The organism is Nocardia sp. NPDC047654 (genome assembly GCF_043205035.1).
Lineage (GTDB): Bacteria > Actinomycetota > Actinomycetes > Mycobacteriales > Mycobacteriaceae > Nocardia.
In genome coordinates this window covers 1,344,549-1,357,597 of sequence record NZ_JBIDDF010000001.1, presented here as the reverse complement: position 1 = coordinate 1,357,597, position 13,049 = coordinate 1,344,549, and the positions used below count along the sequence as shown (strand labels likewise).

Sequence of the window (13,049 nt, the reverse complement as noted above, 5' to 3'; positions counted from 1 at the left end):
ATCGTCTACATTGCCTGGCGAACAGTGCGCAACTTAATTACGCACCTTCACTTCCGGGACAAGGGGGGCAAGAACATACCGAATGTTCGGTTAACGTCCGGTCGGCGGGGAATAATCTAGCGTTCGCCGACAAGACCGGGCGTCGGCCGGGCCCCGCGCGCAGCTCGCCGCCGAGCGACCGCGGCCAGCGCGGCGGCAGCCGTCAGAATAACGAAAATCCGCTCCGGCGCAGGCCCTATTCGCGTTGCGAGAGTGGTGTCGTCACGCAACGGAAGCTCCGCGACCAAAGCGGCGGGCACGAATAACGCGGTTTCCTGCCGGATAGTGCCGTCGGCGCTGATAATGGCGCTCACCCCCGAGGTGGCCGCGACGACCAGCGCTCGGCCGTGCTCGACGGCACGGATGCGAGACATGGCCAGTTGCTGATAAGTCATCTCGCTGTCGCCGAAGGTCGCGTTGTTCGTCGGCACGGTGAGCAACTGCGCACCTGCGCGCAGCGCGTCCTCGAACGACCGGTCGAAGGCCACTTCATAGCACGTCGCGACACCGATGTCGATACCCGCCGCGTGCACAACTCCGTCACCATTTCCCGGTACGAAATATCCGGCCCGATCGGCGTATTCGGAAAAAAGCCGGAAAAAATTCCGCATCGGCAGGTATTCCCCGAAGGGCTGGATGATCTTCTTGTCGTGGCGCTCACCCGGGCCCGCCGCGCCGTTCCACACCATCACCGAGTTGGTCGTCGTCCGGTCCTGGTTGATCAGCACGGCACCGACCAGGATGGGCGCGCCGATCCGCTCGGAGGCCGCGGTGATCAGGGCGGCGGCGTCGGCATTGCGCAGCGGATCGATGTCGGAGGAGTTCTCCGGCCAGATCACCACATCGGGGCGCGGCGCGCGGCCTGCCGTCACTTCGTCGGCCAGTTCTTCGGTGCGCCGGACGTGGTTGTCCAGCACGGCCCGCCGTTGCGCGTTGAAGTCCAGCCCCAGCCGCGGCACGCTGCCCTGGATCGCCGCGACGGTGACCGTTCGGACGCCGACGTCCGGCTCGGGCAGCGCGGATCGCAGCAGCAAACCGGTGAGCGGCATGACGAGCAAGGTGCAAATCACCGCGGCGTATCCGAGTCGGGTCGCGGGCCCGCGCACGGCGCCCGGTCCGAGCGGACCGGTCTCGTCAGCGCCGGTTTCGCGCCTGCCTTCGGGGGTAAGCGAGGACTGGAGCAGGGCGACCAACGCCGCCGTAGCGGTTCCGGTCAGCGCCACCGCGAACCCGACCAGCGGGGTGCCACCGATCGCTGCCAGCGACAGGAACCAACCGTCGGCCTGACCGAACGCCAAACGCCCCCACGGGAACCCGCCGAACGGGAAGCTGGATCTGCCCCATTCGGCCGCCGTCCATGCCGATGCCACCCACAGCGGCCAGCCGGGCAAAGTACCGACGAGCCGGCCGAGCAGACCGAAGACGCCCAGGTACAGCGCGCAGGCGAGGGACAGCGCCAGCCACGGCAGCGGCCCGACGTAAATGCCGGTCCACGGCAGCAGCGGCACGAAAAACGCCAGCCCGGCCAGGAATCCGTAGCCGAAGCCCGCCCGCAGCCGACCGTCGCCGCGTACGGCGAGGGTGAGTATCGCGACGCCGAGCGGTGCGAGAAACCACCACGGCCTGGGCGGAAAACTGCCGAACAACAGCAGTCCCGCGACGATCGCCGCCACCGAGCGCGCCGTCACCGGATGCCCGCGTAACACCGCGGACACCTCCCGCCCCATCCCGAGCGCTCGCTCTCGCACCATCACTCGGCCACTGCCTGCCATCGGACCGGCGACCGCCGGTCAGCCGCCGGCCGCCGTTGAACCTTCCCGCACGACGCAAAACGCACCCCACCGAAGGATCGCCGCTCGGCAAACCCCAACCGACGAGATGATGTGGCGTTCGTCACACCAGAAGTCGAGGTCGCCACGAACAGCCCGGCCGGGCAGCCCTCGGCGCACCGGTCGGACCGAGTCGGACCGGCGGCGATCTCACGCCGCACGACCGGCTCGACCCGAGCGCGGCGCAGAACTACGCGAGCCACGACCGTATCCGGGTAATCGGGCGTCCACCTGAGAATCGTCACCCGCCACCGGATCGTTAACCGTCGCTGCCACGCGGTCGGCTTCCTGGTCGCACTTCCCCGGACAAACCGGCAACTCCCGGCCGGAACCCGCGAACCGGTAGGCCGAATTCGCGCCGGGTGAACTCGCCACTCGAACGCGCGAGGCCGCTGCCTCGCAGTCCCGTCCGCGCTCGCACCGCCACTCTTCCGCGACCCCACCCATCTGGCACTCAGTGCCATGTCGGCCCACGTGCCGGTGCGGTAGCGCCCCGCGGCGGACAGGTGGCGGCCCGAGTTCCGCCGGGTCATCGAGCGTAGGCATCCCGCTGCCCGGCGATCAGGATCGAGAAACCCGGTTACCGCACTCCGGCAAACGCACTCCGCACGGCGGACTGCATCTTCTGTGATTGTCCTCAACGCATGCTCCGGGCTGGACGCCGGCTCCCCGGCGATCGTCGGCTGGAGATACGGCGTCCGCCGTTCGGCCGACCTGGGGCCGGTAGAGGGAAAGCGAGATGGGAATGTCCGGCCGAGTTCGCGTACCCGAAGGCCGGGCATCGAATGGCCGGGAGCCGCAGCGGGCTCCGCGGCCGCCCGCTCATCGCGCATAGATCGTCACTCCTCGGTGCACGGTGCGCAGGCACGTGGGCAGCGGTGCGTCCGGTTCGAGCGCGGGCAACCCCGGCACGCGCGAGCGCGGGTCGGTGGACCAGCGCTGTACCGAATCGGCGGCCGCGGCGACGACGAGTTCACCGGTATCCCAGATCGCGTAGGAAGCGGGCGCGCCGGGTACCAAGGTGCCCGCCACCCCGTCGCGGACGCCGCCCGCGCGCCAAGCGCCGCGGGTGGCCGCTGCGAACGCGGCGCGCGGGGACAGGCCGTGGCCGGGGGTGCGGTGAGCGGCCGCGGCACGCACCGCCGCCCACGGGTCGAGCGCGGTGACCGGGGCGTCGGAGCCGATCGCCAGGGCGACGCCCGCGGAGGCCATGGCTGCGAACGGGTTCGACGCCGCCGTGCGCTCGGCGCCGAGCCGCGCGGCGTACATGCCGCCCGGCCCACCCCACGCGGCGTCGAATCCCGGTTGCACACTGGCGATCACACCCCAGCGCGCCATGCGGGCGATGTGCTCGCCGTCGACGAGTTCGGCGTGTTCGACGCGATGCCCGAGCGCCGCGACCGCCGGGACGCCGAGTTCGGCGACCACCCGTTCGATACCGGCGAGGACGGCGTCCATGGCGGCGTCGCCGATCGCGTGGAATCCGGCCTGGATACCGGCGACGGTGCAGGCGCGGACGTGGGCGGCGATCGCCTCGGCGTCGAGATAGCTTCGGCCGCAGCCGGATTCGTCGACATAAGGCGCACGCAGCCATGCGGTGCGCGAACCGAGGGAGCCGTCGACGAACAGGTCACCGCCGAGGGCGTGCACCCCGAGTTCATCGATCAGGGCGCGGGCCTGCTCGGCGCTGCGCACCGCCTCGCCCCAGTAGGCCCGGACCTGGACACCGTGTTCGAATTCGAGCAGTTCGCGCACGTCGGCGCGGCCCGCGATCTCCGGGCCCGCGCACTCGTGGACCGCGACGACACCGCGCGCGGCGGCGTGGTCGAGTGCCGCGGCGCGTGCTCGATCCCGTTGCGCCCGGGTGAGATTCGCGAGCGCGGCGGCGCGCACGGCGTGATGGGCGGCGGCGCGCACGGGCTCGCCACGGGTGAATCCGTCGGTCGCGGGCAGTTCGGGCAGCGCGTCCAGCAACGCCGAAGACGCCACCGCGGAGTGCGCGTCCACCCGCGAGAGGTAGACGTGCCTGCCCGCACCCGCCGCCGTGTCGAGCTCCTCGACGGTGGGCGGCCGTCCCTCCGGCCAGGCGGTCTCGTCCCAGCCGTCGCCCAGGATCGCGCCATCAGGGTGGGCCTCGGCGAACTCGCGCAGCAACCGCAGGCAGTGCTCGAGCGACCGGGTAGCCGAGAGGTCGAGCCCGGTCGGTTTCAGGCCCAGCGCGGTGACGTGCACGTGCGGATCGACAAACGCGGGCGCGACGAAGGCGCCGTCGAGGTCGACGATCTCGGCCTCCGGGTGCAGCGCGCGCCCCGGTTGCTCGGCGCCCAGCCAGACGACGGTGCCGTCACTCACCGCCATCGCCGTGGCGTCGGGTGAACTGGCACTGTAGAAACGACCGCCGATCAGCAACTGGGTACTCACGAGGCACCAGTCTGCCGTATGCCCGATCCGGCGGTTTCGGTCAGCCGTTCAGCAGGGGGTGGCGCGCCAGATCCTCCGGCTGCGCCAGCACCGCCATCACTTCCGCGTATTCCGGCGGCGCACCGCCGGTTGCCGCGGCCGCGGGGGGCAGGCAGCCCGCCTCCACGGCGATCAGCTCCAGCCGCAGCGCCGCGGCCGTGAATCCGGAAATCGACTGTCCCGCAGCGGCCGCCGCTCGTTTGACCGCGGCAGCCAGCTCCTCGCTCACCGTTACGGTGAGTTGCTCGGTGGCCATCGCGCCACGATAGCCCTTCGCGGCGCGACAGGGAACCGGGTACGCCGACTCCGACGCTCAGGCCGAGGTGATCGCGCGGCGTGCGTTGCCCTGGCCGTCGTCGTACCACTGCCCCATGACGGCGCCGTCGACCACGTCGCCTCCGTCGACGACCACGCCGCGATAGGGCGCGGCCGCGACGAACCTGCGGAAGCGGCGCGCGGCGAAGGCCATCACGAGGGGGCGCACCAGGACTCGTGTGGGAGGCAGCAGCAGGAGCAGGCCGAACAGCGAGGTGACCAGGCCGGGCACGAACATCAGCACCCCGCCCGCCGCGACCAGGGCGCCGTCGGCCACGGCGGTCCCGGGCGCCACTTCCCCCCGCGCGGCCCGGCGGAACTGCTCGAAAACCCGCCGCCCTTGGGAGCCGACCAGCAGCAGGCCCGCGGCCGATCCGGCGATCAGCACCAGGATGGTCGGCAGCACGCCGATCAGCTGACCGGCCGCGACCAGGGCGGCGACTTCGACGACGACGTACAGCACGAACAACAGGGCGGGCATGGCGATCCTTTCGGACGATCTACCCGGTCAACGTTCCGCACCCGGGTTTTTCTCCCCGACCCGCCTGACAAGGCGCTGAGATCCGCCTCGCATCAGCCGCCCGGCCGCACCAGCCCCGTCTCGTAGGCCAGCACGACCGCCTGAACCCGGTCGCGCAGACCGAGTTTGGTGAGCACCCGGCCGACATGCGTCTTGACCGTCGCCTCCGACAGGTACAACTGTTCGGCGATCTCGGCGTTGGAGCGTCCGGCCGCGATCTGCTCGAGCACTTCGCGCTCGCGGGCGGTGAGCACGTCGAGCACGCCCGGGTCGCGGGTCCGTGCCGGGTTCTCCGCGATGAGCCGGTCCAGTAGGCGTTTGGTGACCTTGGGCGAGACCACGGCGTCGCCGGCGGCGACGCTGCGGATGGCGGAGACGAGATCCTCCGGCGGGGTGTCCTTCAACAGGAATCCGCTCGCGCCCGCCCGAAGCGCGCCGAGCGCGTGCTCGTCGAGGTCGAAGGTCGTCATCACCAGCACCCGGCTGCCGTGCCCTGCCTCCACGATGCGGGTGGTGGCGACGACCCCGTCCACTACCGGCATCCGCACGTCCATCAGCACCACATCGGGGCGCAGTTCGGCCGCTCTGGCGACCGCGGCGGCGCCGTTGGCCGCCTCGCCGATCACTTCGATGTCGGGGTGCGCGCCGAGCACCATCTTCAATCCCATCCGCATGAGTTCCTGGTCATCGACGACGAGCACGGTGATCGGCACGTTGCCCAATGTAACGTGACCGCTTCGGCGCGCTGGGCGACCTGTGCCGTGACGGCTCGCGCGCACCCGGCCTGGGGGACGAAACCCTATGCGGCGCAGCGCTCTACACGTCGCGGAAGAATCCGGTTGCCCGGCTCACTCCGCGGCGACCGGTCGCAGCGGGATGCAGGCGTGCACGCGCCAGGCTCCGTCGGCGTCGCGGCCCGCTTCCAGGCTGCCGCCGAGCACGGCGACGCGTTCGCGCATCCCGACCAAGCCGAGCCCGCTGCCCTCGATGCGCGTGCCCGATTCGTGCAGCGGGACCCCGCCGGTGTCGGTGACGTCGATCAGCACGTCGGCGTCGGTGCGACGGACCCGCACCCACGCCTTCGGGTGCGGCCCGGCATGCCGCAGCGTGTTGGTCAGCGATTCCTGCACGATGCGATGCACGCCGAGGCTGACCTCGGGGGCGATGTCGTCGAGTTCGCCGGTCAGCTCGAGTTCCACGGCCAGACCGGTGCCCCGCATCATCTCCACGACCTTGGCGATGCCCGCGGTGCCGTGCTGGGGCAACTGGTCGGGAGCGTGTTCGGTGCGCAGCAGAGCCACGGTTCTGCGCAGTTCGCGCAATGCTTCGCGGCCGGTGCCCGCGATGGTGGAGAGCGCCTGTTCGGCGGCGTCCGGGTCGCGGCGCAACGCGTATCTCGCGCCGTCGGCCTGCACGATGATCACGCTCACCGCGTGGGCCACCACATCGTGCAGTTCCCGCGCGATGCGGGTGCGTTCGGCGGCGACGGCGTCGTGCGCGCGACGCTCCCGGTCGTAGTCGGCGACCGCGAGCCGGGCCGCCACCTCGGCGTCGTAGGCGTGCCGCGCGCCGATGAACTCCGCGAGCGTCCAGCACAAGGCGTAGAACATGATGGTGAACACGCTGTCGGAACCGGAGGGTTTCCCGATCGCCACGATCGAGAGCGCGAGATCCACCGCCAGGCCGAGCCCGTACCACAGTCCGTCCCGCCTGCCGACGTAGGCGACCAGGGTGTAGAGCATGATGCCGTGCGACAGCATCGCGATGTGGTCGGCGTCGTCCTCGGACAGGAAGCCCACCAGCGTCGCCGTCAACGACAGTGCCAAGGTGGTGGCCGCCATGGCCCGGGGGTACACCCGGCGCAGGGTGAGCGGCAGCGGGAGCAGCACCCCGATGGCCAGGTAGGCGAGCTTGTTGTGCGCGTTACCCACGCCGATGATCTCGAGCAGCACGAAGACCGCCGCGAGCACCGAATCGGCCACGACGGGCTTGCCCCGGAGCCACAGACTGAAACGACGCACGCGATCAGCCTAGATGCGCCCGGCTGGAAGGCAGGCGGGCTCCGTCGCGGACGGTGGGCGCGATTTCCGGCGCGACACGGCCGTCGAGATCTGGTCGAGGGGCGTCCGAGGGTGCCCGCGCACGATATCGCGGCCGCACGCGCGCCGATCTCTCCCAGGGCGACGCGCATCCGGTCAGGACCGGGAAACCGATGGCAGGCGGAACACCCGGTCAGGCCGGGGTCTGGTTGTCTACCGGGGTGGAGATCGGAGACTGGGCGGTTCTGTTGACGGCGGCGACGGCCGCGGGCTGGGTGGACGCGGTGGTGGGTGGCGGCGGGCTGATCGTGCTGCCGACGTTGTTCGTGGTCGCCCCCGGCATCGCGCCGCAGACCGCGCTGGGCACCAACAAGCTCGCCGCGGTCGCCGGGACCAGCGCCTCGGTGCTGACCTTCGCGCGCAAGGTGCCGATGCGCTGGCGGGTGCTGCTGCCCGCGGCGGCGATCGCGGCGGCGGCGGCCGCGGTGGGCGCCGCGGCGGTCTCGCTGATCGACCGCGAATTGTTCGTCCCGATCGTGATGGTGGTGCTGGTCGGCGTCGCCGTGTTCGTGACGCTGCGTCCGTCGATCGGCGTCACCTTGGCCACTCATCCGCCCACCCGGCGCAAGATCGTGCTCACGGTGGCGCTGGCGGCGGGGTTGATCGGCTTCTACGACGGCCTGCTCGGTCCCGGCACCGGCACGTTCCTGATCATCACCTTCGCGACCCTGCTCGGCACCGAGTTCGTGCGGGCCGCCGCCATGGCGAAGGTGATCAACTGCGGCTCCAACGTCGGAGCGCTGATCTTCTTCGGGGCGACGGGCCACATCCTGTGGGCGCTCGGCGCGGGAATGGCCGTGGCGAACGTTCTCGGTGCCGTGGTCGGCGCGCGCATGGCGCTGCGCAAGGGCGCCGAGTTCGTGCGCGTCGTACTGCTGGTGGTGGTGATCGGGATGGTGATCCGCTTGGGTTGGCAGCAGTTCGGCTGATCAGCCCACCGGCTCGGCGCGCTGGGTGGCGAGCCAGGGTTGCAGCACCCGCGATGTCGTCTCGTGAATCCTGCGCTGCAGACGCTCGGCGTCCTCGACACCGGCCACCGGCTGCTGGAACAGCACGGTCAGCGCACCCGACACCGCGCCGACGACCGCGCCGACCAGGGCGGCGGCGCCGACCTCGTCGAGTTCGGCGGGAAACGCCTTGTGCAACTGTCTGGCGATCTCGCGCTGGGTGACCAGTTGGGCGTGCGCGGCGCGGCCGCTCACCGCGGGCACGGTCCGTGACACCTGGGCGCGCAGCGCGCCGATCCGGGCATAGAGGTCGTCGACGAGATGCTCGCCGGGATTGTCACCGGCGGCACGCAAGGCGCGCAGCAAGACCTCCACCGGCCGTTCCCCCGGTCGCCTGCTGGCGATGGCCGCCACCGCGGCGCGCACCCGCTGGTCGGATTCCGGGAAGAGCAGCTCTTCCTTGCTGGCGAAATAGTTGAAGAACGTGCGGGTGCCGACGTCCGCCGCGGCGGCGATGTCGGCCACCGTGGTCTCCTCGTAGCCTCTGGTCTCGAACAGCTCGGCTGCGGCTTCCAGGATGGCTCGGCGGGTACGTTCGCGTTTGCGGTCACGAAGGGCGGATGGCGGCACGCGGGCACAGTACGGCATCCGGCGAGCAACACGCCGGAGGTACGAGTGTCGCGCGCGCCGTTCGCCCTGCGGCAGCGGCGTATTCCGTGCGAACCGGCACGGAATGCATTCTCGCACGGCGTGTGATCACCGCGCCCGTACGCACGTGCGGCGCCACCGGCTAGGTTGGTGCGGGTGAGCATCGCGACATCCAGAGACGTGGACGCCGAGTTCCTCGACCTGCCGCTGGCCGCGCTCGCCGACGCCGCCCTGGCCGCGGCGACGGCAGCCGGCGCCCAACACGCCGATCTGCGGGTGCATCGCCTGGTCACCCAGTCGATCCGCTTGCGCGACGGCCGGGTCGAGGCGGTCACCGACAGCACCCGACTCGGCTTGGCCGTGCGGGTGATCGTCGACGGCACCTGGGGTTTCGCCTCGCACGCCGCGCTGACACCCGACACCGCCGCCGAGGTGGCGCGTACCGCGGTCACCGTCGCGACCACGTTGCGGGCGCTCAACCGCGAACGCGTCGAGTTGGCCGACGAGCCGCGCTACGCCGACGCGCGCTGGGTCTCGGCCTACGACATCGACCCGTTCACCGTGCCGACCGGCGAGAAGCTGGCACTGCTGCAGGATTATTCGGAGCGGCTGTCGCACGCCGAAGGGGTGGACCACGTCACCGCGAGCGTGCTGCAGGTCAAGGAGCAGACCTTCTACGCCGACACCGCGGGCTCGTCGATCACCCAGCAGCGGGTGCGGCTGCACCCGAGCCTCGAGGCGATCACGGTGGACACCTCGGCGGGAGTGTTCGAGACGATGCGCACGCTGGCCGCGCCGGTGGGCCGCGGATGGGAATACGTCACCGGCGCCGACGGCGTGTGGGACTGGGACGGCGAACTCGCGCGTATCCCGGAGTGGCTGGCCGAGAAGGTGAAAGCGCCCAGCGTACAGGCCGGGCCGACCGATCTGGTCATCGATCCGACCAACCTGTGGCTGACGATTCACGAATCGATCGGTCACGCCACCGAGTACGACCGGGCCATCGGTTACGAATCCGCCTACGCGGGCACCTCCTTCGCCACGCCCGACAAGCTCGGGTCGCTGCGCTACGGCAACCCGATCATGCGCGTGACCGGCGACCGCACCGAATCGCACGGGCTGGCCAGCGTCGGCTACGACGACGAGGGCGTCGCCGGGCAGCGCTGGGACCTGGTCCGCGACGGCGTCCTGGTCGGTTATCAACTGGACCGGGTTTTCGCGCCGCGCCTGGGTCTGCGGCGGTCCAACGGCTGCTCGTACGCCGACTCGGCGCATCACGTGCCGATCCAGCGGATGGCCAACGTCTCGCTGCAACCCGATCCGGACCGCGACACCAGCACCGAGGAGTTGATCTCGCGGGTGGACGACGGCCTCTACATCGTCGGCGACAAGTCGTGGTCGATCGACATGCAGCGCTACAACTTTCAGTTCACCGGCCAGCGGTTCTTCCGCATCCGCGGCGGAAAGCTGGACGGCCAGGTGCGCGACGTCGCCTACCAGGCCACCACCACCGAGTTCTGGGGTGCGATGGAAGCCGTCGGCGGACCGTCCACCTGGCAGCTCGGGGGCGCGTTCAACTGTGGCAAAGCGCAGCCAGGCCAGGTCGCCGCGGTCAGCCACGGCTGCCCGTCGATCCTGGTGCGCGGCGTGAACATTCTCAACACCCGGACGGAGGCCGGCCAGTGAGCGACGATCTGTTCCCCGCGAGCGTGACCGTAGAGCGGGCGCTGGCGCTGTCCCGCGCCGACGAGGCGATCGTGATCGTCCGCGACGAGCACGAGGCGTCGCTGCGCTGGGCCGGGAACTCCATGACCACCAACGGGTCGTCGGTGTCACGGCACTGGGCGGTGGTCTCGGTGTTCCGCGAGGGACCTACCCTTGCCCGGGTCGGCACGATCGCCTCGACCAGTGTCGATCCCGGCGATATCGAGGCCGTGGTGCGGGCGAGTGAGGCGGCGGCGCGCGACGCCGAGCCCGCACGAGACGCGATGCCGCTGCTCGAGCCGGACGCCGCCGACGACGACTGGACCGCCCCGGCGGGTGGCACCGGCATCGAGGTGTTCACCGATCTGGCCGAGGGCCTGGCCGCCGGATTCGACAGCGCCGACCGGCTCTACGGCTTCGCCCACCATCAGATGCACACCACGTGGCTGGGCACTTCGACCGGAATCCGCCGCCGCTTCGTGCAGCCAACCGGTTCGGTGGAGATCAACGGAAAGCGCGGCGAAGGCGCGGATCTGGCCAGCGCGTGGGTAGGGGTCGGCACCGCGGACTTCACCGACGTCGACGTATCCGGCCTGCTCGCGGACCTGTCCCGCCGCCTGGACTGGGCCAAACGCAAGGTCGAGTTGCCCGCGGGCCGCTACGAGACGTTGCTTCCTCCCTCGACCGTGGCCGACCTGATGATCTATCTGGCCTGGTCGATGGAGGGCCGGGGCGCGCAGGAGGGCCACACGGCGTTCGCGCGGGCGGGCGGGACCCGGGTCGGCGAGCGCCTGAGCGATATCCCGCTCACCCTCTACTCCGACCCGCACGCCCCCGGCCTGGAATACCGTCCGTTCGTGGCGGCGACCGCGTCGTCGGAATCGATGTCGGTGTTCGACAACGGCTTGTCCGCCGAGCGCGTCGACTGGCTGCGCGACGGCGTGATCTCCGCGCTGATCTATCCGCGCGCCAGCGCCGCCGAGTTCGACGCCCCCGCCACGGTTCCCGGCGAGAACCTGCTGCTCACCGGCGGTTCGGAAGCCACGATCGATGACATGATCGCGCGCACCGAGCGCGGTCTGCTGCTGACCACGCTGTGGTACATCCGCGAGGTCGACCCGGCGACGCTGCTGCTCACCGGACTCACCCGGGACGGGGTGTACCTCGTCGAGAACGGCGAGGTCACCGCCGCGGTGAACAACTTCCGGTTCAACGAGAGCCCACTGGACCTGCTCCGGCGGGTGAGCGAGGCGGGCGCGACCGAACTCACGCTGCCACGCGAATGGAAGGACTGGTTCACCCGGACCGCCATGCCGCCCTTGCGGATTCCCGATTTCCACATGTCGTCGGTCAGCCAGGCGACCTGATCGGCGCGGGTCAGGCAGCGGGGGTGATCTCTATGCCGATGGTGCCGGACTTGCCGCGCCGCAGGTTGCTGCCGAGAATGACCAGCGGCCCGGTGAGCCAGTACTTGCGGCGCAGCAGTTTGCGCACCCGTTCGGTGCCCTCGGCGTCGAGCAGCCGCCCGGTCCCTTCGATCACCACACCGCGCGGCTTGCCGGTGGCGTTGCACGCTTGCAGGGTGACCGCCGGATTGCGGCGCAAGCGCTTGACCTTCCAGCTGTCGGTGACGGTCCAGACGTACAGTTTGCCGTTCTCGGCCACCGCCCACACCGCGGTGCCGACGGGAGTCCCGTCCTTACGGAAGGTGGTCAGCAGCACGTAGTCGGCTTTGGCGACGGCGTCCAGCGAATTCGTCATGCCGGGCAGCGTATCCCGCATCCCGGCGCGGGGAGTTGGGCGGGAAAGGCGGCCTGCTCGCCGACGACCTATTCCGGCATCCGGTACTCCCCCGCTTCCAAGCGCGCCAGCACGCCCTCGGTCCACGTCGACAGGTTCGAGAACACTCCGCTCCACAGTTCCAGCAGATCGGTCGCGTGCGGCGCTTCGTATCGCCCGGGGTGGTCCGGGATCATGGCCAGCAGATCGGCACGCACCGCCGCACTGCGGCGGCTCTGTTCGCGCAGCTTCGCGATGACGTGCGCCCTGGGCAGCGCGTCCATGAAGGCGATGCCCGCCCCGAGTTCCTCCATGTCGACGCTGACCAGCGCCTCGTCCATCAGCTCGCGGAATTCGGCCTCGCCCGATTCGGTCAGCTCGAACAGCGTGCGCCCGGGGCCCTGGTCGCTGTTCTCGGTCGCGAACGCGCTCAGCTTCCCCTCCCGCGTGAGCTGTTTCAGTGCGTGATAGATCGAGCCGGGCTTGACATTCGTCCAGGTCTCGGCGCGCCAGGACAGCAGTTCCTGGCGCAGGGCGTACCCGTGTACGGGCTGACGCAGGCGCATCACCCCCAGCACCAGCAGGCGCACCACCGACATCGTGAACTCCTTTCGCCTCCCCGAACCGCATGGTAGTCAAGTTTGACTTCCCGGCGGACAGGGGCCTACCCTCAGCTAATCAAAATTGACTACCGCAGGTAATCGGGAGG

Annotated in this window: 12 protein-coding genes; 3 read left to right on the top strand and 9 right to left on the bottom strand. The window is 70.4% G+C overall.

The window, feature by feature from the left end; translation table 11 throughout:
• Positions 1–116: 116 nt before the first annotated feature.
• The 6 genes from lnt to ACGF7Y_RS06415 all read right to left on the bottom strand — a co-directional run bounded on the left by lnt (position 117) and on the right by ACGF7Y_RS06415 (position 7,184).
• Positions 117–1,766, bottom strand: coding sequence for an apolipoprotein N-acyltransferase (gene lnt, locus ACGF7Y_RS06440; RefSeq protein WP_393229903.1), 1,650 nt, complete (start codon positions 1,764–1,766; stop codon positions 117–119).
• 924 nt (positions 1,767–2,690) lie between these two features.
• Positions 2,691–4,289, bottom strand: coding sequence for an amidohydrolase (locus tag ACGF7Y_RS06435; protein ID WP_393229901.1), 1,599 nt, complete (start codon positions 4,287–4,289; stop codon positions 2,691–2,693).
• Between the two features lie 40 nt (positions 4,290–4,329).
• Positions 4,330–4,584, bottom strand: coding sequence for a ribbon-helix-helix protein, CopG family (locus tag ACGF7Y_RS06430; protein WP_040870117.1), 255 nt, complete (start codon positions 4,582–4,584; stop codon positions 4,330–4,332).
• Positions 4,585–4,641: 57 nt separating this feature from the next.
• The gene (locus tag ACGF7Y_RS06425) at positions 4,642–5,124 is read right to left on the bottom strand and encodes an FxsA family protein (RefSeq protein ID WP_393229898.1); all 483 of its coding nucleotides are present in this window, start codon (positions 5,122–5,124) and stop codon (positions 4,642–4,644) included.
• A gap of 92 nt (positions 5,125–5,216) precedes the next feature.
• Complete coding sequence (locus ACGF7Y_RS06420; protein ID WP_043698749.1) at positions 5,217–5,876, bottom strand: response regulator transcription factor; 660 nt, start codon at positions 5,874–5,876, stop codon at positions 5,217–5,219.
• A 135-nt stretch (positions 5,877–6,011) separates the two neighbouring features.
• Complete coding sequence (locus ACGF7Y_RS06415; protein WP_393229895.1) at positions 6,012–7,184, bottom strand: sensor histidine kinase; 1,173 nt, start codon at positions 7,182–7,184, stop codon at positions 6,012–6,014.
• A 239-nt stretch (positions 7,185–7,423) separates the two neighbouring features.
• Between ACGF7Y_RS06415 and ACGF7Y_RS06410 the strand changes: the two genes are divergently transcribed.
• Positions 7,424–8,191 (top strand): TSUP family transporter, encoded by a 768-nt coding sequence (locus tag ACGF7Y_RS06410; RefSeq protein ID WP_393230993.1) that lies wholly within the window; start codon positions 7,424–7,426, stop codon positions 8,189–8,191.
• Here ACGF7Y_RS06410 and ACGF7Y_RS06405 read toward each other — a convergent pair whose 3' ends face one another.
• Positions 8,192–8,839, bottom strand: coding sequence for a TetR/AcrR family transcriptional regulator (locus ACGF7Y_RS06405; protein ID WP_245660173.1), 648 nt, complete (start codon positions 8,837–8,839; stop codon positions 8,192–8,194). It lies immediately after the preceding gene.
• 180 nt (positions 8,840–9,019) lie between these two features.
• Between ACGF7Y_RS06405 and ACGF7Y_RS06400 the strand changes: the two genes are divergently transcribed.
• Positions 9,020–10,543 carry a TldD/PmbA family protein gene (locus tag ACGF7Y_RS06400; protein ID WP_393230990.1) on the top strand — a complete coding sequence of 508 codons (1,524 nt, stop codon included), beginning with the start codon at positions 9,020–9,022 and terminating at the stop codon, positions 10,541–10,543.
• A complete protein-coding gene (locus ACGF7Y_RS06395; protein WP_393229892.1) occupies positions 10,540–11,928 on the top strand; it encodes a metallopeptidase TldD-related protein in 1,389 nt (462 codons plus the stop codon). The genes ACGF7Y_RS06400 and ACGF7Y_RS06395 overlap by 4 nt, the downstream gene beginning before the upstream one ends.
• A gap of 10 nt (positions 11,929–11,938) precedes the next feature.
• Here ACGF7Y_RS06395 and ACGF7Y_RS06390 read toward each other — a convergent pair whose 3' ends face one another.
• Positions 11,939–12,322 carry a PPOX class F420-dependent oxidoreductase gene (locus ACGF7Y_RS06390; protein WP_393229890.1) on the bottom strand — a complete coding sequence of 128 codons (384 nt, stop codon included), beginning with the start codon at positions 12,320–12,322 and terminating at the stop codon, positions 11,939–11,941.
• A 68-nt stretch (positions 12,323–12,390) separates the two neighbouring features.
• On the bottom strand, positions 12,391–12,939 hold the full coding sequence (locus ACGF7Y_RS06385) for a PadR family transcriptional regulator (protein ID WP_393229887.1): 549 nt from the start codon (positions 12,937–12,939) through the stop codon (positions 12,391–12,393).
• Positions 12,940–13,049 lie beyond the last annotated feature (110 nt).